This window comes from Lysobacter capsici (assembly GCF_018732085.1).
In the GTDB taxonomy this organism is placed as follows: Bacteria; Pseudomonadota; Gammaproteobacteria; order Xanthomonadales; family Xanthomonadaceae; genus Lysobacter; species Lysobacter capsici_A.
The window spans coordinates 2,439,829-2,465,369 of the sequence record NZ_CP076103.1 but is presented as its reverse complement, the minus strand read 5'-3'; the positions used below and the strand labels follow the sequence as shown (position 1 = coordinate 2,465,369).

Sequence of the window (25,541 nt, the reverse complement as noted above, 5' to 3'; positions counted from 1 at the left end):
GCAAGGCCCCCGCGGGCGTGATCGCCGCCAAGGCGCTGGTGCATGCGCTCGCGCTGACGCCCGCGGCGATCCTGGCCTGGCAGATCCGCGAGGAATTCCTCACCGGCAGCGGCGGCCTGGGCGCCGATCCGATCGCCGCGATCGAGCACCGCCTGGGGCTGTGGGCGCTGCGCCTGCTGCTGATCACCCTGGCGATCACCCCGCTGCGCCAGCTGACCGGCCACAGCGTGCTGCTGCGGTTCCGGCGCATGCTCGGGCTGTACGCGTTCTTCTACGCCAGCGCCCATCTGGCCGCGTACCTGCTGCTCGACCTGAAAGGCTATTGGACCCAGATCTTCGAAGAGATCGCCAAGCGGCCGTACATCACCGTGGGTTTTCTGGCCTGGCTGCTGCTGATCCCGCTGGCGGTGACCTCGACCCAGGGCATGATGCGCCGGCTCGGCCGGCTGTGGGGCAAGCTGCATCGGCTGATCTATGCGATCGCGGTGCTGGCGGTGCTGCACTTCTGGTGGCTGGTGAAGTCGGACATCCGCGAGCCGCTGCTGTATGCGGCGATTGTGGCGGTGTTGCTGGGATGGCGGCTGTACAAACGAGTAGCCGACACACGAAGCCGCACCAACCCGGCCACAGCGCGGCCGCCGAAGCCCCTGTAGGAGCGGCGCGAGCCGCGACCAACCGAAGCGACGTACGCAAGCGATCCAACCGAAGCCCGGCAGCCTCATCGCCAAACGCGGATCGCCGTCAGAAGTTTTCGCTTCGGCGAGATGAGTGGTATTCGGCCTCTTCGGTTGGTCGCGGCTCGCGCCGCTCCTACACGCACCCACCTGACGTTGACGCTCAACGCACTCCGTAGAGCAGCAATAACCCCAGCAACCCCGCCATCACCACCGCGGCCAGCAGCAGCCACGGCATGCGTCGCACCGACGCCGGCAAGGCCGACGGCGGCGGCGGACGGTCTTCGTTCGCGGCCGCTTCCTGGGCCAGTTGCGCCTGCAAGGCTTCGGCCGCGCTGAACTGACGGGTCGGCGCTTCGATCACGAACCGATGCTGGCCGTCGAGCAGCAACTGATCGCCCGGCTTGAGCAAGGCATGCCGCACCGGCTGGCCGTTGACCACGCTGCCGTCGACCGAGCCCACGTCGCGCAGCACCACGCCGTCGGCATGCGCCTCCAGGCGGGCGTGGCGGTCGGCGAAGGCCGGCTCGTTGATGCGGATATCGCAGTCGCCGGCGCGGCCGATCACCCGCGGCTGCTCCAGCGTGTAGCAACGCCCGTGATGGATGCCGCCGACGCCGCGCACGACCATGCGCGAATCGGCCGGGATCTCGACCCCGAACGGCGGCGCCGCTTCGGGCTTGTCCGACACCAAGAGCAGCTCGACACCATCCAGAAAGATCGCATCGCCCGGCCGCAGCATCGCCATGCGCTTCACCGGCCGGCCGTTGACGTGCAGCCCGCGCAGGCCTTCGCGCACCTGCAGCCACACGCCGCGCCGGTCGACGCTGAACTGCGCGATCGCCGCGCCGGCGTCCTCGACCAGGACGGTGCGGCCGGCGGGATCGCGGCCGATCGCATGCACGCCGGGTTTCAGCGGCAGGTCGGCATGTTCGCGGTTGGGGTATCGAAGTTTGAGTGCGCTCACCCGGCAGGAATCTAGCAGGTTGTGAGGATAGGCACATCCGGGGTGCGGCAACGGACTGAACGGATACGCGCGCGCGCCGCCGAGCGGCTTCCCTGTCGGACGCGATGGGCACGCGTGCGTCGCGAACAGCAGGCCGAAGCTCGAAAACGCCGCCCTGGCATGAGCACGGGACGCATCGATCCGGCGGCCGCCTGGGCGGGCGGATGCGTCGTGCCCGGGCGAGGCTTGGATGCGCCCGCCCCTGCCCGCACAATAGTCGGTTCCAGGGAAACCCAGACTTCGACGAGCCGACCATGTCCAGTATCGATATCCAACATCCGCACTCGCTGGCTCCGGCCAAGGCCCGCAAGGCCGTCGAAGAAGTCGCCAAGAAGCTCGCCGAACGTTTCGACGTCGAATACGGCTGGGTCGGCGACACCCTCAACTTCAGCCGCAGCGGCGTGGACGGCAAGATCGCGCTGCAGCCCAATCAGCTGCACGTGTCGGCCCAGTTGGGCTTCCTGCTCGGCGCGCTGAAGGGGCCGATCGAGTCGGAGATCCGGCGGGTGCTGGAGGAGCGGTTTAAGTAAGGCCGGGATTGGGGAATCGGGAATCGGGAATCGGGAATCGGGAATCGAAGCCTAAGCTCTTGAAGACTCGACGTTCTCTCCAATACGACGTCTTCTCTCAGACCGTCATTCCCGCGTTCGCGGGAATGACGGTCCGGAGGAATGGCGCTAAGGCCTCTGGATTCCCGCCTTCGCGGGAATGACGATCTGAAAGGATGTCGCGTAAGGCCCTGGATGTTCTGAGAGAACACGAACGCACCAAAGACGCCAGCGTCAGGCGCGCTCCGCAACGGCCCATCACCCCGCCCCGCATCACTCCAAATGCGGAAACGGATCGCCATCCTCCTCGAACAAGCGCCGCGCCACCTCGCGCTCGTCTTCTTCGATCTCGGCGATGAATTCGCGCACGTCGCCCAGTTGCGAGAACGCGGCGAAGCCGCGCTCCAGGAACCCCTGCAGTTCCGACAGGCCCGCGGCCTTGGCCGGGCCGCGCGAGAGTTTGAGCAAGGTCATGATGCCCGGCATCCGCAGCGCCTTGCCCAGGCCCAGGCCGACCCGGGCGATCAGGTCGATCTGATGGTCGCGCAGCCGAGGCAGGCCGCAAGCGCGATACGCCTGCGCGTACAGGCGGCCGTCGAGCTTGCGCCGGCGCGGCGCGATCTCGTGCAGGCACTGGCTGATGCGCAAGTCGAAGGCATGGGTCAGCAGGCCCAGTTCGATCGCATCGGCGACGGTGCTCAGCAGCGCGCCCGGCAACAGCCGCTGCATCATCGGCAGGACCTTGGCGATGTCGGCGTCGCGACGGCTGAAGTCGCGATCGTTGTAGACGTCGCTGAGGAAGAACTGCGCCGCCGGGCGCCGGCGCGGATCGCGCAGGAAGCGGTCGAAGCTGGCTTCCAGCCGCCGCGCCTGCCAACTGCGCAGTTCCGGCAGCCAGCGCAATTGGTTGCGCGGCTCGCGGCGCGGGTCGTGCAGGGCCTGGTGGCGGGCCAGCAGGCAGCCCAGTCGTTGGCTGAGGTCGGTCGTCCTGGACATCGTCGAGGATGATCGCGGCGACGGCGCCGTACCGCAAGCGCCGCGCTCCCGGCGTGCGGCGCTGACCCCGACATACAGCCAACAAGCACATCGAAGGTGCCTGATCGCACAGGATCGAATCACCTTCCCGCCCCTGCGACCTTGGTCCTAGCCCGCTGGACGCTTGCCCCAGCTGGGCTACACTCGGCCGATTCCGCCCAGGACGTGCTGCCGATCACATGCTGTCACTTCATGCCGCCCAGCATCGGGCGAACCGCAAACGCACGGCCAACGGCTCCTCCCACCCGACAGCGCCCGAAACCGGCAAATACAAGGCCGGCGCGACCAAAACCGGCGCCTCCAAAGCGAGCGCTGCCAAAGCCACCGCGCCCACTGCCAAGCCGCGGATCGGCCTGGCCATCGCCGGCGGCGGCCCGATCGGCGGCATGTACGAACTCGGCGCCTTGCGCGCGCTCGACGAAGCCATCGAAGGCCTCGACCTGACCCGGCTGGATTGCTACGTCGGCGTCAGCAGCGGCGCGTTTCTCGCCGCCGGCCTGGCCAATCGCATGGACACCGCCGAGATGTGCCGGATCTTCGTCACCGGCGACAGCGCCGACGTCGAGTTCCGTCCCGAGACCTTCATGCGTCCGGCCTTCCTCGAATACATCAAGCGCGCCGCGAGTTTCCCGCGCCTGGCGACCGAATGGTGGCGCGAACTGCTGTTCTCGCCGCTGGAAGCGCGCTGGTCGGACCTGATCACCCGCTTCGGCGGGCTGATCCCCAACGGCCTGTTCGACAACGCCCAGGTCGAGCTGTTCCTGCGCGAAGTATTCACCCGCCGCGGCCGCAGCAACGATTTCCGCGAACTCGACGCCGACCTGTACGTGGTCGCGGTCGACATCGACAGCGGCGACGCGGTGCGCTTCGGCGGCGACAACTGGAAGGACGTGCCGATCTCGCAGGCGGTCCAGGCCAGCGCCGCGCTGCCGGGCCTGTACCCGCCGGTGCAGATCCGCGGCCGCCACTTCGTCGACGGCGCGCTGCGTCGGACCATGCACGCCTCGGTGGTGCTCGAACGCGGCATCGACCTGCTGATCGGGATCAACCCGCTGGTGCCGTTCAATCACGCCCAGGGCGTGCCGGTGGCCGAGGACAACAGCCTCGCCGCGGGCGGCCTGCCGGCGGTGTTGTCCCAGACCTTCCGCACCCTGCTGCAATCGCGCATGCAGGTCGGTCTGGCGCGTTACGCCCAGCAATACCCGGACGTCGACCAACTGGTGTTCGAACCCAACGCCGAGGACCGCGAGCTGTTCTTCACCAACGCCTTCAGTTTCTCGGCGCGCAAGCGCATCTGCGAGATCGCCTACCGCAACACCCTGGCCGACCTGCGCCTGCGCGCGGACACGCTGGGGCCGATGCTGGCCGCGCACGGCCTGCGCCTGCGCGAAGACGTGCTGGCCGACACCGAGCGGTCGATCCTCGACGGGATCGAGCCGCCGCAGCGCGATACCGAGACCACCGCGCGGCTGCGGCGGGCGCTGGACGATGTGGATCATCTGGTGGCCGGGCGCGGCAAGGCGCCGCGCGCGGCACGGGCGAAATCTGGAGCTCGCGCTTAATCGCCGATGGTTGGATTCGCCGATTCACGAGGATCGGCCGGCACTCGAGAGCAAACGGCCCGACAGCACCGTCGACCATCGCCATGCGACCTACCCATGCAGGTTCAACCTTCGAGGGGTGGTGGTGTGAATACTCTAGACAGCAACGCCATGGTGGGGGCACAGCACTAACCCCAACTACAGGATGTCCATGGCCGCCAAGTTCAAGAAGACCGCGAAGAAGACTTCCGGCAAGACCAGCAACACCGCCGGCAAGGGCAGCGCGCAGGAACAGGCCGAGCGCCTGTCCAAGACGCTGAGCGAGTCCGCGCAGCAGATCTGGCTGGCCGGCGTCGGCGCGTTCGGTCGCGCCCAGGCCGAGGGCACCAAGCTGTTCGAAGGCCTGGTCAAGGAAGGTCTCAATCTCGAGCAGACCGCGCGCAAGTTCACCGGCGGCCAGGCCAGCGTGTTGCGCGATGCGGTCGAGTCCAAGGTCGGCCAGGCGCGCGAACGCGCCACCGATACCTGGGACCGTCTGGAAAAGGTGTTCGAAGAACGCGTCCAGCGCGCGCTGGTCAAGCTCGGCGTGCCGGGCCGCGATGATCTGGCCGGTTTGAGCGATCGCGTCGATGCGCTGACCGCCGAGCTGCGTCGCCAGGGCGGCGCCCCGGCCGCTCGCAAGGCCGCCAAGGCTCCGACGGCGAAGGCGCCGGCCAAGAAGGCCGCCGCGCCGCGCAAGGCTGCGGCCAAGTCGGCCGCCAAGCCGGTCAAGGCCGCGCGCAAGTCAATCGCGCGTCCGAAGCCGCCGGTCGCACCGTAAGCGATTCACATCGGGTATTGGTAAACGCTCTAGCGTTGCAGCAATACGGCAGTCGCAGTACCGCCCGATCGCAGTTCCTCGCAGCCAAGCATCGGCTGCGAACCGGTTTCAACGCGTCGCCGCGCATCGGCGATGCGACGTTTAAGCCCGCCAGTCCGCGCTTCCGTATGCTCCCCTCCCCTTACGGTTTCGGACTGGCGGGCTTTCTTATTCCCGCCGCGGTGCGCGGACACGCCTCGCAAAGGCACTTCGCCCTGAGTTTCAGCGCCCTGGCCGTGACTTCCCGGCCGTCGCGGGCGCGGCTTCACAGCCCCGCATCTGGGACGTTGAATCAATAACGGCTGATGACGGACACATCGGATTCGCGAAACACGTCTCAATTTTCGTGAATTTCATGTGTCTGAAGCCGTATATCCTCAGCGTCTTTTATGGGCTTCGTGCTGCATGTCGAGTTTCTCCCTGTGGTCCGCCGCCGCCGTCGCACTGACGATCGGCCTGGCGTCCACCGCCTACCTTTGGTCGTACCGCCGTCATCGCACCGAGGTCAGCACCGGCATCGCCGGTCTGTCCAAGATGCGCTGGCGCGAATTCGCGCGCCTGATCGTCGAGGCCTTGCGCGAGCGCGGTTTCGAGGCCGAATCGGTGGAGGAATCGCTGGCCCGCGGCACCCAGGCCGAACTGCGCCTGCTGCGCGCCGGCAAGCCCTGGCTGCTGGCGTGCAAGCTCGGCGACGCGGATTACAAGGTCTCCGCCGCGACCGTGGCCGAACTGGCCGACGCGGTGCGCTTCAATGGCGCCTCCGGCGGCCTGCTGGTCACCACCGGCCGTTTCGACAGCCACTCCGAACGCGTCGCCGACGGCCTGGACCTGTACAGCGGCGAGACGCTGTGGGAACTGGTCGAACCGCTGCTGCCGGCCTCGACCCGGCATGAAGTCATCGCCGCGGCGCAGAAACGCAGCATCCAGACCATCGTCGCGGCGTGGGCGGCGGCGATCGCGCTGGGCCTGATCGTCGGCTTCGTGGTGCCGCTGCTGAGCTCGGGCGCTCCCGCCGAACCGGCGCCAGCCGCGACCCACACCGCAGCGGCTCCGGCCGCGCCGAACGACACCGCGCCGACGCAGGCACCGGTGAACCCGGCCGCTGCAACGCCGGCACCCGCGCCGGCCGCCACCGCGCCCGCCACCGAAGAAACCGCCACGCCCGCGGCCAACGCCGGCGAGCCCGTTCCCGCCGCGACCGCGGCGACTCCGGCGGATGCCGCATCGGGCAATCCTTCGGCCGATCGCGCCCATGTCATCCGCGCGATCGCGACCCTGGACGGCGTCGAACGCGCGCTGTGGTCGACGCCGTCGAATCTGCTGATCTACCGCTTGACCGAGGCCAGCAAGCAGGACGTCGACCGCATCTGCCAGGTGCTCGACGGCTATCCGGAATTGCGCTCCTCGCGCGTGCAACTGCAGCCGCCGCCGGGCAGCACGACGCGGGTGCGGTTCTTCCAGTGCCGGGCGTACTGAGCCCCGCGTACTGAGGTCGGCCGATTCTGCGGATTCGGCCGACTCCGCGCCTCGATGCCGCACTCGCTCGGCGATCCGAAATCGCTTCGACCGTCTGTAGCAACATTTGTCGGACGCCCGAACCGCTCGATGTAGGAGTGGCGCAAGCCGCGACGCGAAACCCGCTTGCGACGCATGTCCTGGGTGAGATACGCGGCTTGGGCTGCGGCGCTCGTGCCTGCGCGAATGCGGCATGTGCGCGCCGACCGTCCACGCAAACGCGCTTGTGCATTTGTGCATTTGCGTACTTGCGTACTTGCAAGACCAATCGCCGCACCCGAAGTCTTCCCCCCTTTGAAAAGGGGGGCTGGGGGGATTTGCTCTTTGCGGGGAGTCGAGTGAAGGCAAGAGCAAAAGCAAATCCCCCCTAGCCCCCCCTTTTCAAAGGGGGGAACGTCTTGGGGATTCGTAGGGTCGGATCGTTGCGTGGCGTCGGCCACCCACTGCGTGGCGTCGGCCACTCGTTGCACGGCGCCGATCACTCACTGCGCGACGTCGGCCACCCGCTGCCTAGTGTCAGCCACGTGAGGCCAAGTGGCTTCGACCGCATGAACTACACCGCCGAAACTTCGGGGCATGCACCGTCCGGCTTCCATCACGGAAGCCGGACCTAGCCCTGAGGCACCGGCCTCACCAGCCCGCCTGACTCACCAATGCACACCACGCATCAACGCCGCGAACGCGATCTGCTCGTTGCTCGCGTGTTCGTCCTTGAGCCCCTTGCGATCGCCCTTGGCGGCGGCCGAATCGGGGAACAGTTCGAACGCGGTGCTCATCACCACTTCGTAGGCCTTCGGCGCCACCGCATTGACCACCGAGGCGAAGATGCCCAGGCGGGTGGCGATGCGGCTCGGCCGTTCGATGATGCCCTTGACCACCAGGTCGGCGGCCTCGTCCGGGCTCAGGGTCGGGATGCTGTCGTACATCTTGGTCGGCGCGATCATCGGCGTCTTCACCAACGGCATGTTGATCGTGGTGAAGCTGATGCCCTTGCCCGACAACTCGCCCTGGGCGCAGCGGCTGAACGCGTCCAGCGCCGCCTTCGAGGCCACGTAGGCCGAGAACCGCGGCGAATTGGCCAGCACGCCGATCGAGCTGATGTTGATGATGTGGCCCTTGCGGCGCTCGGTCATCTTCGGCATGAAACCCATGATCAGGCGCAGGCTGCCGAAATAATTCAGCTGCATGGTGCGTTCGAAATCGTGGAAGCGGTCGTAGCTCAGTTCGATCGAACGGCGGATCGAGCGGCCGGCGTTGTTGACCAGGATGTCGACATGGCCGTGCTCGGCCAGGATCTGCTTGACCAGGCGGTCGCAGTCGGCCATGTCGGCCAGGTCGGCGGTGTAGGCGAAGACCTTGCCGCCCTGCGCCTTCATCGCATCGCGCGCCTTGAACAGTTCGTCCTCGCCGCGCGCGACGATGACGGTGACCGCGCCGGCCGCGGCGACCTTCTCCGCGGTCGCCAGGCCAATGCCCGAGGAACCGCCGGTGATCACCACGACCTTGTTGCGGACCTTGCCCTTGAGGGTGCGGTCGATGAACAGGTCCGGGTCCAGATGGCGTTCCCAGTAATCCCACAAGCGCCAGGCGTAGCTGTCCAGGTTCGGCACCTTGATCCCGCTGCCGCGCAGCGCGCGTTCGGTCTCGCGGTTGTCGAAGCGGGTCGGATAGGTGATGAACTTCATGACCTCCTTGGGGATCTTGAAGTCGCGCAGCAGCATGCCGATGAAACGCTTGACCGGCGGCAGGTTGGTCACCGCGCCGCGGATGCCGGCCGGCACGAAGGCGAACATGCGCGCATCGATGCGCATGGTCATCTCCGGGGTGTGGCCGGCGCGGGCGAAGGTGTTGAGCACCTCGCCGACGCGCTGCGGCTCCGGATCGGTCAGGTGGAAGCAGTGGCCGTCGAGCTTGGGCTTGTGCGCGATGTGGTCCATCGCGTCGACCACGTAGTCGACCGGGATGATGTTGATGCGGCCGCCTTCCAGGCCGAGCATCGGCATCCACGGCGGCAGCATCTCGCGCAACTTCTTGAGGAAGGTGAAGAAGTAGTACGGGCCGTCGATCTTGTCCATCTCGCCGGTCTGCGAATGGCCGACCACCATGCCGGGCCGGTAGATCCGCCACTTGATCCGCTTCTCGTTGCGCACCAGCCCCTCGGAATCGTGCTTGGTGCGCAGGTAGGGATCGTCCAGGCCCTCGGCCTCGTCGAACATGTCCTCGCGGAACACGCCCGAGTACAGGCCGGCGGCGGCGATCGAACTGGTGTGGTGGAACACGAGATTGGACCCCGGGCCGGCGCTGAGCGCGGCGGCCAGGTCCAGCGCGTGCTGGGTGCCGTCGATGTTGGACTCGCGCTGCGCGGCGGCGCTGGCGGTGAGGTCGTAGATCGCGGCCAGATGGAAGAAATGCTTGATTTTTCCACTCAATGCGCGGACCTGCGCGACGGTGAGGCCGCACTTGGGCTGGGTCATGTCGCCCGCGACCGGAATCACGCGCTTGAGATCCCAGCCCATCTTCTTGGCTGTGGCGTCGAACTTCTTTTGCGAATCCTTGCGCACCAGCACGTGGATCGTGCCCTTGCGTTTCAGGAGATTACTGACAAGGAAGCGACCGATGAAACCTGTCGCGCCGGTGACGAAATAGCTCATACCCCTCTCCTGGATGGCCGATCGGCCGCCACGTGCGGCGGCGAGCCTCTACGGTGCCAGAGCCCACGCCGAGTAACAATTCCTTTCCGTATTGACCGCTCGTCAGGGCGCATGCTGTGATGCCGCCTCAGCCCGGCGCCAGGAGAAGCCCGTGTCCGATATTCAATCCGCATTCGAACAAGCCGCAAAAGACGTCCAGGCCCTGCCCGAGCGCCCGGACAACGACACCCTGCTGCGCCTGTACGCGCTGTACAAGCAGGGCGCCGACGGCGACGTCAGCGGCCCCAAGCCGGGGTTCTTCGATTTCGTCGGCACCGCCAAGTACGAGGCCTGGGAAAAGCTCAAGGGCACCAGCCAGGACGAGGCGAAGAAGAAGTACGTCGACATGGTCAAGAAGCTGCGCGGCTAAGCCGCGCCGCCTCCGGCCCCGGCCCGCTCAATGGCGAAACAGACCCGCCAGCGCATCCTCGATGCCGCGTTGACCATGTTCAACGCGCAAGGCGAGCCCAATGTAACCACCAACCATATCGCCGACGAGCTGGAGATCAGCCCGGGCAATCTGTACTACCACTTCCGCAACAAGGACGACATCATCGAGCAGTTGTTCGCGCGCTACGAAGAGCGCATGGACACCGCGCTCGCCGCGCCGCAGGGCCGCCTGCCGGGGCTCGAGGACATCTGGCTGCAACTGCACCTGGTGTTCGAGTGCATCTGGGACTACCGCTTCCTGTACCGCGATCTGGTCGAGATCCTCAGCCGCAACCGCCGCCTGCGCCTGCGCTTCGCGCGCATCCTCAAGCGCGCCGACGAACAGGCGCACATGGTCATGCGCGGGCTGTCGCAGGCCGGAGTCATGCGTGCGTCCGGGGACGAACTGGCCGCGACCGCGACCAACGTGCTGGTGATCGCGACCTTCTGGCTCAACTACGCCGCCGCGCGCGGCGACAAGGACGAGCACGCCGCGATCCGCGACGGCATCGTCCAGGTGATGATGCTGCTGGCGCCGTTCCTGCGCGACGCCGAGCGGCTGCATCTCAACACGCTGATCCGGGCTTATCTGGATTGAAGCCGCCGCTGCGCACGCGCGCATGACGCGCCTGCCGCGGGCGCATGCAAGGCCCGTTCCAGCCCCCTTCGAAAGGTGTCGCCCCAGCCCGTGGCGTCGCGCGGTTGCGCGACCTGGGTCACGAACGGCCGCCCCGGCTCCGACCCGCGGCCGCTTCGATCGACGCCGCCCGCGCTAGCCTGGAAGCGCCCGTCGCGCCGCGGCGGGCCGCCAACCACACAAGGAAGCGACCCATGCGCGCCATCGCCGACAAACTGCCGTTGTTCGCCGTTCTCGCCGTCTGCCTGTCCTACGCCTCGATCGCCGACGCCGCCGGCTGCGACGTCAATCAATGCAAGCGGGTCTACGACTATTGCATCAGCACGCTCGGCGATGTGCCGATCTGCGAGGTGCGCCGCAAGCGCTGCGAGGACATCTGCGGTTTCAGCAAGTAAGCCACGGCCCGACCTGACCGGCCGCGCAGCGATCGCCACCGTAGCCATCACGGCGCGGCGCACCGACTGCATCGGCCGAGCTCACCACCGACGAAAAGGAGTTCCGCATGAACATCGCCCGTACCCGCACCGCCCTGCTCGCCGCGCTCGCCCTGCTGGCCTGTTCCAGCGTCGTCTACGCACAATGTCGACCGAACGACTGCATCAACGTGCGCGACCAGTGCCGCGCCAGCGGCGGCAGCCATTGCGAGCTTGCGTACTACGACTGCCTGTACGCCAACGGCTGCGACATCCCGTGAGTGTGTAGATCGCTGCCGGCAAGTAATGCCTGGCGGCGGTGCTCATCGCCATAGAGGCGTAAACGACAAGGGGCGCCATCGGCGCCCCTTGTTTCGATCTGCTGCCGCGGTCGCGAGGACCGGACCGCTCAGGCCTTGCGCGCCCGACGCGCAACCGGCTTGCGCACCGTGCGGCGCGATTGCGGCTTGGCCTTAGCCGCCGGCTTGCGCGACTTGCGCTGGCCGCGACCCTTGCCGTCCTTCTTCAGGCCCAGCTTGTCGAGCACCGGCGCCAGGCGCGCTTCCACGTCGGCGCTGAACTTCACCACCTTGGGCTCGACCTGGTCGCGCACGGTCTCGATGCCGCCGCGCACATTGCTGCGCGCATCCACGGCCAGATCGCGTACCCGCTGCTGCAGCGACTGCACGCTGCCGGCGGCGCGGCCGGCCGAGGCGATCGCCTCGCGGCGCGCGATCACGGCCAGGCCCAGGCCGGCCAGCCAAAAATGACGCAGCGTGGTTTCGCTCGCCGCCGCCTGCTTCTTGCGTTTCACAGCTGCCATCGTTTGCTCCGCTGACCGCCCGGGACTGGGCGGTTTCACCAGGCCACTGTGGCCGCGCCCCATCGAGCAATCACACTAAGCGCTTCAGCCGGGCAACAGCTTCGCGCTGCCCCTTGCCATCGCGCGGCCACGGCGGGATGCTGCCTTCCCGACCTGTCGACAAGGACCGCAGATGGCCGCCAAAACCGCTTGGGCCACCTTTCCCCACGATGCCAAGGGCTACGCCTACGCCGGCGACGCCCTCAAGAAAGCCTGGCCCAAGCTGCACGCGGGCGACGCCGAGCCGTATCCCGACGCCAAGCGCGCCGCCGCGCTGATCAAGGCCGCCGGCAAGGCCGCGCCCAAGGGCCTGGACGCCGACGCGCTCGCCACCGCGCTGCAGGACGCCTGGCGCGCGTTCCACCGCGGCGACTTCAAGGCCGCGTTCGACGCCGGCCAGGCGCTCGGTCCGGCCGGCGCCTCGGTCGCGGTCAAGGCCCTGGGCATCCACGCGACCTACCTGGTCGACGACGAAGACGAACAACTCAAGCGCTACGAACAAGCCGCCAAGCTCGCCGAAGCCGCGGTCGCGGCGCTGCCCGACGAAGCCAACAGCCACTATCGCCATGCGTTCGCGCTGGGCCGCTACAGCCAGGGCATCAGCATCGCCAAGGCGCTCAAGGCCGGCATCGCCGGCAAGGTGCGCAGCGCGCTCGACACCACCTTGGAACTCGAACCCAAGCACGCCGAAGCGCATACCGCGATGGCGCTGTACCACGCCGAGATCATCAACAAGATCGGCGGCATGATCGGCGGACTGACCTACGGCGCAAAAGCCGCCGAAGCGGAAAAGCACATCAAGAACGCGGTCAAGCTGACGCCCGATTCGCCGATCGCCCACATCGAACACGGCAACGTGCTGATGCTGTTGCACGGCGACAAGCAGGAAGCCGCCGCGGCCGGCGCGTACGAAAAAGCCGCCAAGCTCAAGCCGCTCGATGCGATGGAAGCCCTCGACGCGGCATACGCGAAGGAACAACTGGAATAATCGCGTTGCACTGAACGCGGTCGCGAATAAATGCGCGTTCGTATACGAGCCATGCACTGAAAACCGGCGAACCGCGCTCGACGCGGTTCGCCGGTAATCCGGCTCGATCGCGCCAACGCAGTCACCCGGCCCACGCGAAAGACAGCGCTGTCATCGCCGTCGTGATGCGCATCACGCGCCTGTGCGCGTTTCTCGGGTTTTCCCCAGATGCACCCGGCCCCTGCCGCAGGCACCGTCGTTACATCGACCGTGCCCACACAGGAGTCGCTCACCATGGCGATCGAAGCCACCTCCCGCGCCGTGCTGGCGACCTTGGCCGAATTGCAGCGCAAGGACGAAGCCCCACCGGTCGCCAAGTCCAACGGTCCGACCAGCGGTCCCGGCCACGAGCCCTACCAGGGCCCGCCGAATCCGGTGACCCAGGGCAAGGAAATCCACGAACGGGTGACCGAAGGCGGTTACGAATTGGTCCCGCGCGACGCGCAGATCACCTACGAGGACATCCGTTCGGTCGACATTCCCGGCGAGATCCAGCCCGGCTACATCCGCTTCACCACCAACGACGGCGCCAAGCACGTGGCCGCGCAGATCGGCAATCCGTCGGTGTTCGCCGCGGCCGAGCAGAAATACCTCGACATCGGCGCGCCCACCGTCGATCTCGCGCGCGACAAGGCCGGCTTGCCGCCGAAGGGCGAGACCGATGCGTTCTCGCTCAAGACCGACATCGAAAGCGGCGACGAAAAACTCACCATCGGCCAGGCCGCATACAAGGAACTGGTCGACCAGTACAAGGACGCCGACCTGGAGCCCGACAGCAACGAGGCCAAGCTGGTGCGCTTGCTCGAAGCGCGCGACGCGGTCAGCAACGGCAAGTTCATCAAGCCGACCTACGAAGCGCTCAAGCCCTGGACCGGCACCAAGACCGAGGTCGAAAGCCTGACCCAGCTCGAACCGGCCGACATGAAGGACATCTTCGACAGCGCCGCGATCAATCGCGAGATCGAGTACCTGATGCGCCAGGAACCGATCGCGACCGACTTCGCCGCCAAGCTCGACGAAGCGGTCAAGGCCGTGCCGGAGGCCGATCGCAAGGCGATGGTCGACAAGCTCGCCGGCGTGGTCGAGAGCGCCGACTACGTCGACCAGATTTCCAAGCTGCCGGCCTGGGACGCGCCGCGCGCGCGCGCCGACGTCGAGGACGCGATCAGCCAGTTGTCGCTGCTCGACCCCGACCGCGCCCGCAGCGCCGGCCAGACCTTCACCGCCAATGCGCTGGCCCGCGATTTCGACAGCGCCTTCGCCGATCCGACCAAGGTCAGCGACGAAGCCAAGGGCGGCGGCGTGGCCGACGTGCTGGAAACCGTCAAGGGCACGCTCGACACCGTCACCGGCCTGCCCGGCGACATCGGCGAACAGATCGACGTGCTGCTCGGCAAGGACGGCGCCGATGCGCGCGTGGATGTCGCCAACGTCGCCGCCGAATTGCGCGCCAACGGTTATAAATCCGAGGACATCGACAAGGCGTTTTCCAAGATCGATTTCAGCAGCGGCGACAAGGATTCGATCCGCAAGTTGTTCGACCAGCTCGACTCGCAAGGGCTGCTGCCGGCCGTGTCCGGCGCGTTCGGCCTGGCCGGCGCGGTGCATTCGCTGAGCACCGGCGAGTTCGGCACCGCCGAGGAAAATCTCGCCGTGGCCGGTGGCCTGATCGGATTCGTCGGCTCGCTGCCCGACGCGGCGAAGGTGCTGCCGAACCTGGTCGGCATCGACGCCTCGGCGCTGAACCTGCTCGGCGTCGACGGCAAGACCCAAAGCGCGCTGGGCGTGGGCTCGGCCGAACCGAACAGCATCGTCAGCAAGGTCGGCGAACGCGTCGCCGCCACCGACGTGCCGGCGCCGACCGGCTTGAGCAATGCCGATACGATCACCGACGGCTTCCGCGGCCTGATCTCCGGCGGCGACGCGGGCGCCGATCCCTCGCGCCTGAGCCGTTCGGCCAACGCGGCGGTCGATGTGGTGTCCAAATTCACCGGCGTGGCCGGCGGCGTGCTCGATGTGGTCACCGGCGGCATGGCGGTCAAGGAAGCCTTCGGCGAGGACGGCAGCCCCGGCGACCGCGCCGAAGCGGTGCTGAGCCTGATCTCGGGCTCCAGCGAGCTTGCCTCGGCCGGCGCCAACGCGCTCAGCACCTTCGCCAGCGCCGCCCAGGGCGGCCAGGCCAGCACCGCCTCGCGGGTGCTGTCGACGCTCTCGCGCGGCCTGTCGGCGGTCGGCGTGGCCGCGGGCGTGGTCAGCCTGCTGATCGGCACCTGGGTGCAGAGCGCGAAGGACAAGAGTTTCGTCAAAGACCAGTACGAGTGGTTCAAGACCCTGGCCGAGGACGGCATCGCGCGCCCGGACTGGAACCTCAAGTACGACTACGCGGTGACCACCCTGGCCGAGTTCCGCAACGCCGGCAGCAAGAGCGAGGCGATCGCCTCGCTGCGCGACGACGACTGGGGCGGCCGGCAGGCGCCGGGCGACCGCAGTATCTTCGACTTCCATCGCGAGGAGTTCGCCGACTTCCGCGAGAAGTGGGAAAAGGATCGCGGCGCCGACAGCTATGCCCCGTTCCTCGACAAGAGCAAGCGCGAAGCCGACTTCAAGCGCGAAAAGGACCAGATGGACGAGGTCAAGGCATACCGCGAGGCCCACCCCACCCATTTCGCCGGCCACAACGACTGGGTGCTGGACCTGTAGGCGACGCCCGGGCCGATTCCCGATTCCCGATTCCCGATTCCCGATTCCCGAATCCCGAATCCCGAATCCCGAATCCCGAATCCCGAATCCCGAATCCCGGGCGAGGCTTGCCTGTTCCGCAAAGGCCCATTAGAATCTGCGGCCCGATTCAACATCGGGCGGTTAGCTCAGCGGTAGAGCATCGCCTTCACACGGCGAGGGTCGCAGGTTCGAACCCTGCACCGCCCACCAGTTTCACGGAAAGGCCGGCGAAAGCCGGCTTTTTTCGTTTTGGACGGGCACCGCCCGAGGCGGTTGCGCGGCCGGCGACGCGCACGCCGCGGACGCATTGCCGGCGGTTGCGCCGTCGCGACCGGATCGACGCGAGCCAGGCCCCGACCGAATGCGCCGGCCCGCCCAAGTCGACTCGGCCAGGACCGCGAACCCTCATCGGCCGCGCCCTGCGCCACCGAAACCGCACAGGAGATCGCTGGATGAACGACGCCCACCTCGCCCCGACCCGGCTGTACCACAACCCGCGCTGCTCCAAGTCGCGCGGCGCGCTGGAGCTGTTGCACGAACGCGGCGTGCAGCCGACGATCGTCGCCTACCTGGACACACCGCCCGACGCCGCCCAATTGCGCGCCCTGCTCGCGCTGCTGGGCCTGCCCGCGCGCGACCTGCTGCGCAGCGGCGAGGATGAGTACCGCCAGCTGGGCCTGGATGATGCGTCCCTCGATGAGGAAGCGCTGATCGCGGCGATGGCCGAGCATCCACGCCTGATCGAGCGGCCGATCTTCGTACACGGCGGACGCGCGGTAATCGGCCGGCCGCCGGAGCGGGTGCTGGAGTTGCTCTGAAGCCCGCAAATGGCGTTCGCTCGCGACAGCGGCGACAAAGGGCCGCAGTGATAGCAACAGATCGCGGTCCCGCCCGAGGTCTTTTGTGGGAGGGAGCTTCAGCCCCGACGCTTTTCGATCAAGTCACCTGGATTATCGGACGACGAAGCGGCTTGCTTGAACAGTTGTCGCGATCGGAGCGAAGAGCGTCGGGGCTCAAGCCCCTCCCACAAACGACCTCGGGGCCTCGCGAAAGCTCGTAATAACTCACGCTTCCTGATCTGAAGGCAGCAAACGACGTTGGATCGCCACGAAGATAGCGACAGCACCAGATCGCGATCCAGCCCGAAATCTTTTGTGGGAGGGAGCTTCAGCCCCGACGCTTTTCGATCCAGTCACCTGGATTATCGGACGACGAAGCGTCTTGCTTGAACAACTGTCGCGATCGGAGCGAAAAGCGTCGGGGCTCAAGCCCCTCCCACAAACGACCTCGGGGCCTCGCGAAAGCTTGCGCGAAGTCGAGCCTCAATCCAGGCCGCAACTCACGCCTGATCCAGACCGCGATCGGCAGCGATCAAAACGACTTGCTCGCCCGCATCGCCAGCAACCGCTCCGGCGCGGCGAACGAATCGCTGCGCGCGTTCGCCCAGAACGATTTGAATACCGCGTGGTCGGGCACCTTGCCGAGCAGGTCGCCGGGCGCGAGGAAGTTGTACAGCGCGCCGAGCGAGCGCACTTCGGTCGGCGACACCCGGCGCAGGATGTGCTCGGGGCCGATTTCGCCCGGATGGCTCAGGCCGGCGGCGCACAGCAGATCGCGCAGGGCCTTGAGCGTGTTGTCGTGGAAATGGAACACGCGGGTCGACTTGTCCGGCACGTCGAGCTTGCGCCAGCGGCTCGGGTCCTGGGTGGCGATGCCGGTCGGGCAGCGGTCGGTGTGGCAGCTCTGCGCCTGGATGCAGCCCAGCGCGAACATGTAGCCGCGTCCGGCGTTGCACCAGTCCGCGCCCATCGCCAGGGTGCGGGCAATGTCGAAGGCGCTGGTCACCCGGCCGGCCGCGCCGATGCGGATCCTGTCGCGCAGTTCCAGCCCGACCAGGGTGTTGTGGACCAGCATCAGCGCCTCGTGCATCGGCACGCCGACGTGGTCGATGAACTCCGCCGGCGCCGCGCCGGTGCCGCCTTCGGCGCCGTCGACGACGATGAAATCCGGCAGCACGCCGGTTTCCTGCATCGCCTTGGCGATGCCGAACCACTCCCAGGGATGGCCGATCGCGAGCTTGAACCCGGTCGGCTTGCCGCCGGACAACGCGCGCAGCCTGGCGACGAACTGCAGCAACCCTTGCGGCGAATTGAACGCAGTGTGCGCGGCCGGCGACACGCAGTCCTGGCCCATCGGCACGCCGCGGGTGACCGAGATCTCGGCGCTGACCTTGGCCGCGGGCAACACCCCGCCGTGGCCGGGCTTGGCGCCTTGCGACAGCTTGATCTCGATCATCTTGACCTGCTCATCGCGCGCGTTGGCGATGAAGCGTTCCTCGCTGAACATGCCCTTGTCGTCGCGGCAACCGAAGTAGCCCGAGCCGATTTCCCAGACCAGATCGCCGCCGTTTTCGCGGTGGTACGGCGAAATCGAACCTTCGCCGGTATCGTGATAGAAGTTGCCGAGCTTGGCGCCCTTGTTCAAGGCGCGGATCGCGTTGGCCGAGAGCGAACCGAAACTCATCGCCGAGATGTTGAACACGCTGGCCGAGTACGGCTGCGCGCTGTTCTCGCCGATCACCACGCGGAAGTCGTGCGAGATGTGCGCGGTCGGCGCGAGCGAATGGTTGATCCATTCGTAGTCCAGGCTGTAGACATCGGCCTGGCTGCCGAACGGGCGCACGTCGTTGACCGACTTGGAGCGCTGATAGACCAGCGCGCGCTGCTGGCGCGAGAACGGCACCTCGGCGGTATCGGCTTCGATGAAGTACTGGCGCATCTCCGGGCCGATCGATTCCAGGCCGTAGCGGAAATGCGCGAGCACCGGATAGTTGCGGCGCAGGGTGCTGCGGGTCTGCAGCAGGTCGACCGTGCCCAGGGCGGCGATGGCGCCGAACACGGCCACGCCCCACCACCAATCGACGTGGTGGGTGAACACCAGCACGATGGAAATCAGGGTCAGGATCAGGCTGGCAAGGTAAGCGGCATAGCGCATGGCGATCGGATGGGTTCACGAGCTGAGGCCGAGCATACCCTTGCGCGGGTGGATTGGCTGTACGGAGGTGGGTGGCTGGTCCCGTAAGGGCGAGCGATGAGGCCATCGCCTACCGTCATTCCCGCGAAGGCGGGCTCCGCCCTGCTCCGGCGTAGGCGAATATCCATTGCCTTTCGTGCGAGAACGGTTGAAGTCGCTGGATAGTCGGCTGCGCCGAAGTGAAGCAGAGCCCGCGTTCGCGGGAATGACGATCTGAAAGATGGCGCTGAAGCCTCTGGATTCCCGCCTTCGCGGGAATGACGATCCGAAAGATCGCGCTGAAGGTTCTGGATATTCGGCTGCGACGAAGCAAAGTGGTTCGTGACAACAACTACCGGCGCCCTCTCCTACCGTCATTCCCGCGCAGGCGGGAATCCAGTGCCTTTCGTGCGAGAACGCTTGAAGTCGCTGGATACTCGGCTGCGCCGAAGTGAAGCAGAACCCGCGTTGGTGGGAATGACAATCTGAAAGATGGCGCTGAAGCCTCTGGATTCCCGCCTTCGCGGGAATGACGATCCGAAAGATCGCGCTGAAGGTTCTGGATATTCGGCTGCGACCAAGCGACGTGGTTCGTAACAACAACTACCGGCGCCTTCTCCTACCGTCATTCCCGCGCAGGCGGGAATCCAGGGCCTTTCGTGCGAGAACGCTTGAAGTGGCTGGATTCCCGCCTTCGCGGGAATGACGGCTTGAAAGATGACGCTGAAGTCTCTGGGTTCCCGCCTTCGCGGGAATGACATTCTGCAAAGATGCCAGCTAAAGCCGCGCATCCACCTCATCGCGCGGATACAGACTCTTGATGTCGTACAACAGCGCGCCCGGTTTGCCGTAGGCGCGCGCGCCGCCCGCGCCGAGCGCGCGGAACTGTTCGTGCGCCACCGCCAGCACGATCGCGTCGTAGGCGCCGGCCTGCGGGTGTTCGACCATGCTCACGCCGTATTCGCGTCGCGCTTCTTCGTGATTGGCCCAGGGGTCGTGGATGTCGACCTGCGCGCGGTACTCGCCGAACTCGCGCGCCAGATCGACCACGCGGGTGTTGCGCAGGTCGGCGCAGTTTTCCTTGAAGGTGATGCCCAGGATCAGGATCCGCGCGCCGGCCACCGCGGTGCCGCGCTGGATCATCCGCTTGACCACTTCACCGGCGACGTGACTGCCCATCGAATCGTTGATGCGCCGGCAGGCGAGCAGGATGTCGGGGTAGTACCCGGCGCTCTGCGCTTTCTGGATCAGGTAATACGGGTCCACGCCGATGCAATGGCCGCCGACCAGGCCAGGCCGGAACGGCAGGAAATTCCATTTGCTGCCGGCCGCTTCCAGCACTTCGGTGGTGTCGATGCCGAGCCTTTGGAAGATCAGCGCGAACTCGTTGATCAAGGCGATATTGGCGTCGCGCTGGGTGTTTTCGATGACCTTGGCCGCCTCGGCCACGCGCAGGCTGGAAGCCTTGTGGGTGCCGGCCGGAATGATGCTGCGGTACAGGGCGTCGACCCGCTCGGCGGTCGCGGGATTGGAGCCGGAGGTCACCTTCGGAATATCGACCAGACGACGCTTGCGATCGCCCGGATTGATCCGCTCGGGGCTGTAGCCGACGAAGAAATTCTCGTTGCAACGCAGGCCCGAGACGCGCTCGAGTTCGGGAATGCAGATTTCCTCGGTCGCGCCGGGATACACGGTGGACTCGTAGATCACCGTGTCGCCGGGTTCGAGCAGCGCGGCCAGCGCGCGGCTGGCTTCGATCAGCGGGGTGAAGTCCGGTCGCTTGTGTTCGTCGATCGGGGTCGGCACGGTGATCACGTACACGTCGCGATCGGCCAGGTCGTCGATGCTCGCGCTGAAACGCAGCCGGGTCGCGGCGGCGATCTCCTCGGGATCGTTCTCGCGATGATGATCCTCGCCGACGCTGAGCTGGGCCACGCGCACGGCATTGATGTCGTAGCCGACCGTGTCGTACTGCTTGCCGAACTCCAGCGCCAGCGGCAGGCCGACATAGCCCAGGCCGATCACGCCGATGCGCGCTTGCGCGATGCCCGCTTGCGAGGTGGTGCCGCCGTGCTGTGTCATGCCCTGCCCTGATGTCGGGATCGGGCGCCGGGGCGGCCGGACCCCCGGTGCGGGGATTCTAGGCAGCCGCGTCGCGCACTGGCAAATACCGGCGGCGCAGTTCGCTCACGCTCGCGCCGATCGAGGCGAACGCAGCCTCAGGCCGGCCCGTCGTCCGGCGCCGACGGATCGGCGTGCGCCGAGGCGATCAACCGCAAGCGCGGTCAGCGCCAGGAAATGCCGCTGCGCGATGCCGCCGCTGGTCTGCAGGGCGACGATGCGGTCGTCACGGTATTCGATCACGATCGCGCTGCCGTCCTCGCGCGCTTCCCAGATCGACAGGCCGCCGGCCGGATTGAGGTAATGCCATTCGGGCTCGGACACGCTGTCCCAGATCGCATCGGACAATACCCGGTGCGCGTCGAACTCGGCCCACGGCTTCGCGGGCGTCCACTGCGTCCAGATCACCGGCCGCTCCGGTTCCCCGCTCATCAATCCTCCGCCACCGCCACCGTGTTGCGTCCGAGTTGCTTGGCCCGATACAGCGCGGCGTCGGCATGACGCATCCACATCGCCGCGCTGATGGTCTTCGGCCCCATGCTCGCCACGCCGATACTGACCGTGCAGCGCAGCGCCGGCGCTTCCTCGAACCGTGCGTCCTCGACCGCGCAGCGGATGCGCTCGGCGATCGCCAGCGCGCCGTCGAGGTCGATGTCCATCAGGATCAGCACGAATTCGTCGCCGCCCAGGCGGCTGGCGGTATCGGTCATCCGGGTCGCGGTGCGCAGGGTACCGGCGACCCGGCGCAGCACCGCATCGCCGACCAGATGGCCGTGGAAATCGTTGATCTCCTTGAACCGGTCCACGTCGATCACGATCAGCGCCGCGTCCTTGGACGAACGCGCGCAATAGGTCATGGTCGCGGTCGCCGAATCGTCCCAGTGCAGGCGATTGTGCAGGCCGGTCAGCGGGTCGGTGCGGCTGATGTGGGCGAGTTGCTTGTTCTGGCGCACCACCTTGCGCGCCAGGCCGTAGGCGGCGCTGCTGATCGCCATCGGGTAGACGAACATGAAAGGCAGGCTGGCGAGGATCACCGGCATCGAGCTGTGCGGCCGGAACCCGAAGCCCAGCAACGCCCAGGTCGCAAGGCAAGTCACGGCCTGGGCGATCGCGGTGCGGGCGAAAAAACGCCAACCGCCGACCCCGATCTTGTCGGCCGACAGCATCACCGCGAGCAGCGCGCTGGGCACCGCGTTGAATTGCATCACCGCGATCCACACCCCGCCGGCGGCCGAATCGATCAGCAGATTGCGGTATTCGGCGTATTCGGGATCGCGGCTGCGCCGGGCCAGCAGATAGGCCAGCGGCGGCCACCCGAAGCCGTTGAACACCAGCGCCGCCCACAGCCACGGCGAGGCGCCCTGCTCGTGCAACACGCCGGCCACGGCGAAGAATCCGACCCCGAGCCCCAGGGTGCGCATCTGGTAGATGCGGCGCACGAAGCGCAAATGCTCGCCGGCCAGATGATCGGGCTGGAGCGGGCTGTCGGCGATTCCCGTCACGCGCACTCCCCACGGGCTGGATCAACGATGCAAGTGCCGCAGCGCCTGCGGCGCGCACAGCATACCCCGCCTCCGCCTGGCCGGCCGGAGCCTGTCGAGCCGCGCGCCTACGACCTGCATCGCAGTTTTTTGGAGCGCCCCGCCAACCGCCCGAGTCGGCATGCGCCGGCGCGGCGCGCATAGCGGGACTTGAACATTCCCTACACAAATCGCTAACGCCAAAATTTGGCACCATTCAGGCACAGGGGGTTCCCGAGTGGAGCCTGTGTGATGACGACCAGCCTGCAAGGCCGCCCCGCCCCGACCACGCCCGGATTGAGCTACTGGGCCAGTCATTTCCGCGATGCCGAGTTCTACCGCGACGGACTGCGTTTCAGCGATTACGCACCGGCGTTCTACGTCGGCATCTCCGCGCAACTCGAACACCCCGACCGCGATTTCGACGACCCGCGCCTGGACCTGCGCGACCGCTACCAGCGCATCCGCCTGGGCTCGGCGCTGGACTGGGAACACGCCGAACACGCGGCCCGCTCGGCCTGGCGGCGCGCGCGCGAAAACGCCGAAGCCGCGCACATGCGCATCCAGCGCCACATGGCCGAACTGGCCGCGCAGCCCTGATCACGCGCGCTACAGCCGACGCCCGCGGCGCAATACCGCGGGCATGATGCATCTCGATCGTGGGTTTCGTTGGTTCGCCGGTCGACTGCCGCGACGCCTGAGCTGCCGAATCAACCGTTGAACTCGACCAAGGTGTGATCCTCGCCGGCCAGCGCCGCGTCGATGATCGCCGATATCCGGCTCCAGTCGCCGCCGGCGAGGCCCGCGCCGATCAAGGGATAACCGATTCGCTTGCCATGGAATTGCCTGGCGATCGATGCCATCGCCCGCTCGATCGCATCGTACTCGGCGCGCACGCCGGGGCCACGCCAGTGAAACTGGGTGTAGGCGTTGACGACGACGAACGCGTGCCCGTTCTCGCTCACCTCGGCCTGGCTGTAAGTGCCCAGCTTGTCGCGCGAGGCTTTTTCAGTCTGCAGGTCGGCCCGATACGCCGCGGGGAACCGGCGCTTGATGCTCAAGGCAATGCCCTTGCCCATCTGGCACTGGCAATTGCAGCCGTGCACGATCACGTCGAAACGGCCGTCGGCCGCCAATTGCAGCAAGTCGCCCTGGATGATCTTCATCTGCGCCCTGTAAATGATTCAACCGGTGAATTCGACCAAGGTGTGATCCTCGCCGGCCAGCGCCGCTTCGATGATCGCCGATATCCGCGCCCAATCGCCGCGCGCCAGCCCGGCGCCGATCAGCGGATAGCCGATGCGACGTCCGTGGAACTCACGCGCGATCGCGCGCATCGCCCGCTCGATCGCATCGTAGTCGGCGAGCACGCCCTCGCCTTGCCAGTCGAACTGGGTGTAGGCGTTGACCACCACGAATTCGTGGCCGTTCTCGCGCACTGTCGCCTGGCTGTAGCTGCCGAGCTTGGCGCGCGAACCCGGTTCGGTGCGCAGGTCGGCGTCGCGCGCGGCCGGGAAGCGTTCGCTGATGCTCAGGGCGATGCCGCGGCGCATCCGGCACTGGCAGTTGCAGCCCTGCACGATCACGTCGAAATGCCCGTCGGCCGCCAGTTGCAGCAAGTCGCCCTTGACGATCTTCATGTGCGTCCTTGTCGTTGAATGCGATGCGCGCCGCTCAGAGTTTGAAGCGCCCGCCGTCGACCCGCAGGATCTCGCCGGTGATATACGTCGCGTCGCGCAGGTACAGCACCGCCTGCACCACGTCGTCGACCGAGCCCATGCGGCCGAGCACGGTGCGCGCGGCGATCGCTTCCTCCTGCTCGGCGCGCTCGGCGGGATCGCGCACCGACGGCAGCACCGTGCCGGGCGCGACCGCGTTGACGCAGGCCGGCGCCAGTTCGGCGGCGAGCGCGCGGACCATGCCGGCGCCGGCGGCGCGGCTGACCTGGTAGGCCGCATGCCCGGCGAAGGAGCGGTCGAGATACGTATCGAGCAGCATCACCACCGAGCGCAGCGGCGACTGCGCATGCAGGCGCACCACCAGTTCCCAGGGCGCGAGCAGATTGACCCGCAGATGGCGCTCCAGGCGCTCGCGCTCGTCACCGACCTCGGCCGCGCCGAGCGCACCCCAGGCATAACCGCGTTCGAACAGCGAGGCGTTGAGCACCACGTCGGTGACCGGCGCCGACGGCAAGGCCGGCAGCGCCTGAGTCATGTCCCAGCACCAGTCGATCACCGGCGCCGAATACGGCGCGCATTCGCTGGTCGCGCTGCGCCGATGGGCCACCACGGTTTCGCCGCGGGCCAGGCAGGCTTCGGCGATCGCGCGTCCGATGCGGCGCGAGGCGCCGGTCACCAGGGTCGTGCGTTGGGTCATCGCTGCATCTCCGTTTGCATGGACGGCCGCGTCGCCGATGCGGCCAGATAGCGTTCGACGAACGCCGCGCTCGCCAGTCCGTAGAACCCGCTCGCGTTTTGTTCCGCCGCGAATCCGCGCTGCGCGACGACACGATCGAGTTCGCGCTGCAAGACCGGCAGCGGCAGCTGGTGCAGGCCGTGGTAGAGGTACGCCCGGCCCGGATCGTAGCGCGGCTGCCATTGCACGCCGTCGCCGATGCGACCGAGCAGATCGATGTCCAGCGGCACCGGCATCGCCCGGCGCGGATCGCGTTGTCGGCCGAATGCGGCTTCGATGCGTTTGAACTCGTGTTCCAGGGCCTCGATCGTCAGCCCCGCCTCGACCTCCAGCGCCAGCATCAGATTGACCGTCGCGCCGCCGCGATGCGGACGATGGCGATCGCCGAACAGTTCCGAGCAAGCACGCAGCGCGCGCGCCTGCGGCAACGCGAGCAAGCGCGTCGCCGATTCCAGCAGATTCTCGACCCGCGCGCCGTCGCTGGCGCCCAGGCAGATCAGCGCGATCCAGTTCATG

Annotated in this window: 25 protein-coding genes and 1 tRNA gene; 14 read left to right on the top strand and 12 right to left on the bottom strand. The window is 67.1% G+C overall.

Annotated features, from left to right (window positions below; translation table 11 throughout):
- Window positions 1-17: 17 nt before the first annotated feature.
- Window positions 18-653, top strand: coding sequence for a protein-methionine-sulfoxide reductase heme-binding subunit MsrQ (gene msrQ, locus KME82_RS10345; RefSeq protein ID WP_252255790.1), 636 nt, complete (start codon window positions 18-20; stop codon window positions 651-653).
- A gap of 184 nt (window positions 654-837) precedes the next feature.
- Here msrQ and KME82_RS10340 read toward each other — a convergent pair whose 3' ends face one another.
- Entirely contained in the window at window positions 838-1,641 is an 804-nt protein-coding gene (locus KME82_RS10340; RefSeq protein WP_036109735.1) for an FHA domain-containing protein, read from the bottom strand.
- A 293-nt stretch (window positions 1,642-1,934) separates the two neighbouring features.
- On the opposite strand from KME82_RS10340, the gene KME82_RS10335 reads away from it, so the two are divergent.
- The gene (locus KME82_RS10335) at window positions 1,935-2,210 is read left to right on the top strand and encodes a polyhydroxyalkanoic acid system family protein (RefSeq protein ID WP_057921419.1); all 276 of its coding nucleotides are present in this window, start codon (window positions 1,935-1,937) and stop codon (window positions 2,208-2,210) included.
- Between the two features lie 291 nt (window positions 2,211-2,501).
- Here the strand turns inward: KME82_RS10335 and KME82_RS10330 are convergent, their stop codons facing one another.
- Window positions 2,502-3,224 (bottom strand): FFLEELY motif protein, encoded by a 723-nt coding sequence (locus tag KME82_RS10330; RefSeq protein ID WP_215498423.1) that lies wholly within the window; start codon window positions 3,222-3,224, stop codon window positions 2,502-2,504.
- Between the two features lie 218 nt (window positions 3,225-3,442).
- On the opposite strand from KME82_RS10330, the gene KME82_RS10325 reads away from it, so the two are divergent.
- The 3 genes from KME82_RS10325 to KME82_RS10315 all read left to right on the top strand — a co-directional run bounded on the left by KME82_RS10325 (window position 3,443) and on the right by KME82_RS10315 (window position 7,139).
- Window positions 3,443-4,825 (top strand): patatin-like phospholipase family protein, encoded by a 1,383-nt coding sequence (locus KME82_RS10325; protein WP_215498422.1) that lies wholly within the window; start codon window positions 3,443-3,445, stop codon window positions 4,823-4,825.
- A gap of 190 nt (window positions 4,826-5,015) precedes the next feature.
- Window positions 5,016-5,624, top strand: a complete 609-nt coding sequence (locus KME82_RS10320; RefSeq protein ID WP_215498421.1) for a phasin family protein — start codon at window positions 5,016-5,018, stop codon at window positions 5,622-5,624.
- A gap of 444 nt (window positions 5,625-6,068) precedes the next feature.
- Entirely contained in the window at window positions 6,069-7,139 is a 1,071-nt protein-coding gene (locus KME82_RS10315; RefSeq protein ID WP_215498420.1) for a restriction endonuclease, read from the top strand.
- A 686-nt stretch (window positions 7,140-7,825) separates the two neighbouring features.
- On the opposite strand, the gene KME82_RS10310 is transcribed toward KME82_RS10315, so the two are convergent.
- Window positions 7,826-9,829 (bottom strand): SDR family oxidoreductase, encoded by a 2,004-nt coding sequence (locus KME82_RS10310; protein WP_215498419.1) that lies wholly within the window; start codon window positions 9,827-9,829, stop codon window positions 7,826-7,828.
- Between the two features lie 151 nt (window positions 9,830-9,980).
- Between KME82_RS10310 and KME82_RS10305 the strand changes: the two genes are divergently transcribed.
- The 4 genes from KME82_RS10305 to KME82_RS10290 all read left to right on the top strand — a co-directional run bounded on the left by KME82_RS10305 (window position 9,981) and on the right by KME82_RS10290 (window position 11,628).
- The gene (locus KME82_RS10305; RefSeq protein WP_046656383.1) at window positions 9,981-10,238 is read left to right on the top strand and encodes an acyl-CoA-binding protein; all 258 of its coding nucleotides are present in this window, start codon (window positions 9,981-9,983) and stop codon (window positions 10,236-10,238) included.
- Window positions 10,239-10,268: 30 nt separating this feature from the next.
- Window positions 10,269-10,895, top strand: coding sequence for a TetR/AcrR family transcriptional regulator (locus KME82_RS10300; RefSeq protein ID WP_215498418.1), 627 nt, complete (start codon window positions 10,269-10,271; stop codon window positions 10,893-10,895).
- A 233-nt stretch (window positions 10,896-11,128) separates the two neighbouring features.
- Entirely contained in the window at window positions 11,129-11,329 is a 201-nt protein-coding gene (locus KME82_RS10295) for a hypothetical protein (RefSeq protein WP_215498417.1), read from the top strand.
- A 107-nt stretch (window positions 11,330-11,436) separates the two neighbouring features.
- The gene (locus tag KME82_RS10290; protein WP_215498416.1) at window positions 11,437-11,628 is read left to right on the top strand and encodes a hypothetical protein; all 192 of its coding nucleotides are present in this window, start codon (window positions 11,437-11,439) and stop codon (window positions 11,626-11,628) included.
- A 128-nt stretch (window positions 11,629-11,756) separates the two neighbouring features.
- Here KME82_RS10290 and KME82_RS10285 read toward each other — a convergent pair whose 3' ends face one another.
- Window positions 11,757-12,170: a hypothetical protein gene (locus KME82_RS10285; protein ID WP_215498415.1), complete on the bottom strand. Its 414-nt coding sequence runs from the start codon at window positions 12,168-12,170 to the stop codon at window positions 11,757-11,759.
- 172 nt (window positions 12,171-12,342) lie between these two features.
- Between KME82_RS10285 and KME82_RS10280 the strand changes: the two genes are divergently transcribed.
- The 4 genes from KME82_RS10280 to arsC all read left to right on the top strand — a co-directional run bounded on the left by KME82_RS10280 (window position 12,343) and on the right by arsC (window position 16,775).
- On the top strand, window positions 12,343-13,197 hold the full coding sequence (locus tag KME82_RS10280) for a hypothetical protein (RefSeq protein WP_215498414.1): 855 nt from the start codon (window positions 12,343-12,345) through the stop codon (window positions 13,195-13,197).
- A gap of 273 nt (window positions 13,198-13,470) precedes the next feature.
- On the top strand, window positions 13,471-15,936 hold the full coding sequence (locus KME82_RS10275) for a hypothetical protein (protein ID WP_215498413.1): 2,466 nt from the start codon (window positions 13,471-13,473) through the stop codon (window positions 15,934-15,936).
- 156 nt (window positions 15,937-16,092) lie between these two features.
- A tRNA-Val gene (locus tag KME82_RS10270) sits at window positions 16,093-16,167 on the top strand.
- A 242-nt stretch (window positions 16,168-16,409) separates the two neighbouring features.
- Window positions 16,410-16,775 (top strand): arsenate reductase (glutaredoxin), encoded by a 366-nt coding sequence (gene arsC / locus KME82_RS10265; RefSeq protein ID WP_215498412.1) that lies wholly within the window; start codon window positions 16,410-16,412, stop codon window positions 16,773-16,775.
- A gap of 553 nt (window positions 16,776-17,328) precedes the next feature.
- Here the strand turns inward: arsC and KME82_RS10260 are convergent.
- From KME82_RS10260 to KME82_RS10245, 4 genes are all read right to left on the bottom strand, one after another.
- Complete coding sequence (locus KME82_RS10260) at window positions 17,329-18,951, bottom strand: FMN-binding glutamate synthase family protein (RefSeq protein ID WP_215498411.1); 1,623 nt, start codon at window positions 18,949-18,951, stop codon at window positions 17,329-17,331.
- Between the two features lie 795 nt (window positions 18,952-19,746).
- Entirely contained in the window at window positions 19,747-21,051 is a 1,305-nt protein-coding gene (locus KME82_RS10255; RefSeq protein ID WP_215498410.1) for a nucleotide sugar dehydrogenase, read from the bottom strand.
- 105 nt (window positions 21,052-21,156) lie between these two features.
- A complete protein-coding gene (locus KME82_RS10250; protein WP_215498409.1) occupies window positions 21,157-21,522 on the bottom strand; it encodes a hypothetical protein in 366 nt (121 codons plus the stop codon).
- On the bottom strand, window positions 21,522-22,592 hold the full coding sequence (locus tag KME82_RS10245; RefSeq protein ID WP_215498408.1) for a diguanylate cyclase: 1,071 nt from the start codon (window positions 22,590-22,592) through the stop codon (window positions 21,522-21,524). The genes KME82_RS10250 and KME82_RS10245 overlap by 1 nt, the downstream gene beginning before the upstream one ends.
- Before the next feature lie 270 nt (window positions 22,593-22,862).
- Between KME82_RS10245 and KME82_RS10240 the strand changes: the two genes are divergently transcribed.
- On the top strand, window positions 22,863-23,210 hold the full coding sequence (locus KME82_RS10240) for a hypothetical protein (RefSeq protein ID WP_215498407.1): 348 nt from the start codon (window positions 22,863-22,865) through the stop codon (window positions 23,208-23,210).
- A gap of 110 nt (window positions 23,211-23,320) precedes the next feature.
- On the opposite strand, the gene KME82_RS10235 is transcribed toward KME82_RS10240, so the two are convergent.
- From KME82_RS10235 to KME82_RS10220, 4 genes are read right to left on the bottom strand one after another with little or no spacing between them, the layout of a single operon-like run.
- Window positions 23,321-23,776, bottom strand: a complete 456-nt coding sequence (locus KME82_RS10235; protein WP_215498406.1) for a macro domain-containing protein — start codon at window positions 23,774-23,776, stop codon at window positions 23,321-23,323.
- 18 nt (window positions 23,777-23,794) lie between these two features.
- Window positions 23,795-24,250: a hypothetical protein gene (locus KME82_RS10230; protein WP_215498405.1), complete on the bottom strand. Its 456-nt coding sequence runs from the start codon at window positions 24,248-24,250 to the stop codon at window positions 23,795-23,797.
- Window positions 24,251-24,284: 34 nt separating this feature from the next.
- A complete protein-coding gene (locus KME82_RS10225) occupies window positions 24,285-24,986 on the bottom strand; it encodes an SDR family oxidoreductase (protein ID WP_215498404.1) in 702 nt (233 codons plus the stop codon).
- Window positions 24,983-25,540: a 2-amino-4-hydroxy-6-hydroxymethyldihydropteridine diphosphokinase gene (locus KME82_RS10220; RefSeq protein ID WP_215498403.1), complete on the bottom strand. Its 558-nt coding sequence runs from the start codon at window positions 25,538-25,540 to the stop codon at window positions 24,983-24,985. Before KME82_RS10220 ends, KME82_RS10225 begins: the two co-directional genes overlap by 4 nt.
- Between the last annotated feature and the right edge of the window lies 1 nt (window position 25,541).

Coding starts and splice junctions, on each gene's coding strand:
- KME82_RS10335 (WP_057921419.1), top strand. CDS start 1,935: ATGTCCAGTATCGATATCCAACATCCGCACTCGCTGGCTCCGGCCAAG.
- KME82_RS10330 (WP_215498423.1), bottom strand. CDS start 3,224: ATGTCCAGGACGACCGACCTCAGCCAACGACTGGGCTGCCTGCTGGCC.
- KME82_RS10325 (WP_215498422.1), top strand. CDS start 3,443: ATGCTGTCACTTCATGCCGCCCAGCATCGGGCGAACCGCAAACGCACG.
- KME82_RS10320 (WP_215498421.1), top strand. CDS start 5,016: ATGGCCGCCAAGTTCAAGAAGACCGCGAAGAAGACTTCCGGCAAGACC.
- KME82_RS10315 (WP_215498420.1), top strand. CDS start 6,069: ATGTCGAGTTTCTCCCTGTGGTCCGCCGCCGCCGTCGCACTGACGATC.
- KME82_RS10310 (WP_215498419.1), bottom strand. CDS start 9,829: ATGAGCTATTTCGTCACCGGCGCGACAGGTTTCATCGGTCGCTTCCTT.
- KME82_RS10300 (WP_215498418.1), top strand. CDS start 10,269: ATGGCGAAACAGACCCGCCAGCGCATCCTCGATGCCGCGTTGACCATG.
- KME82_RS10295 (WP_215498417.1), top strand. CDS start 11,129: ATGCGCGCCATCGCCGACAAACTGCCGTTGTTCGCCGTTCTCGCCGTC.
- KME82_RS10290 (WP_215498416.1), top strand. CDS start 11,437: ATGAACATCGCCCGTACCCGCACCGCCCTGCTCGCCGCGCTCGCCCTG.
- KME82_RS10285 (WP_215498415.1), bottom strand. CDS start 12,170: ATGGCAGCTGTGAAACGCAAGAAGCAGGCGGCGGCGAGCGAAACCACG.
- KME82_RS10280 (WP_215498414.1), top strand. CDS start 12,343: ATGGCCGCCAAAACCGCTTGGGCCACCTTTCCCCACGATGCCAAGGGC.
- KME82_RS10275 (WP_215498413.1), top strand. CDS start 13,471: ATGGCGATCGAAGCCACCTCCCGCGCCGTGCTGGCGACCTTGGCCGAA.
- arsC (WP_215498412.1), top strand. CDS start 16,410: ATGAACGACGCCCACCTCGCCCCGACCCGGCTGTACCACAACCCGCGC.
- KME82_RS10260 (WP_215498411.1), bottom strand. CDS start 18,951: ATGCGCTATGCCGCTTACCTTGCCAGCCTGATCCTGACCCTGATTTCC.
- KME82_RS10255 (WP_215498410.1), bottom strand. CDS start 21,051: ATGACACAGCACGGCGGCACCACCTCGCAAGCGGGCATCGCGCAAGCG.
- KME82_RS10250 (WP_215498409.1), bottom strand. CDS start 21,522: ATGAGCGGGGAACCGGAGCGGCCGGTGATCTGGACGCAGTGGACGCCC.
- KME82_RS10240 (WP_215498407.1), top strand. CDS start 22,863: ATGACGACCAGCCTGCAAGGCCGCCCCGCCCCGACCACGCCCGGATTG.
- KME82_RS10235 (WP_215498406.1), bottom strand. CDS start 23,776: ATGAAGATCATCCAGGGCGACTTGCTGCAATTGGCGGCCGACGGCCGT.
- KME82_RS10230 (WP_215498405.1), bottom strand. CDS start 24,250: ATGAAGATCGTCAAGGGCGACTTGCTGCAACTGGCGGCCGACGGGCAT.
- KME82_RS10225 (WP_215498404.1), bottom strand. CDS start 24,986: ATGACCCAACGCACGACCCTGGTGACCGGCGCCTCGCGCCGCATCGGA.
- KME82_RS10220 (WP_215498403.1), bottom strand. CDS start 25,540: ATGAACTGGATCGCGCTGATCTGCCTGGGCGCCAGCGACGGCGCGCGG.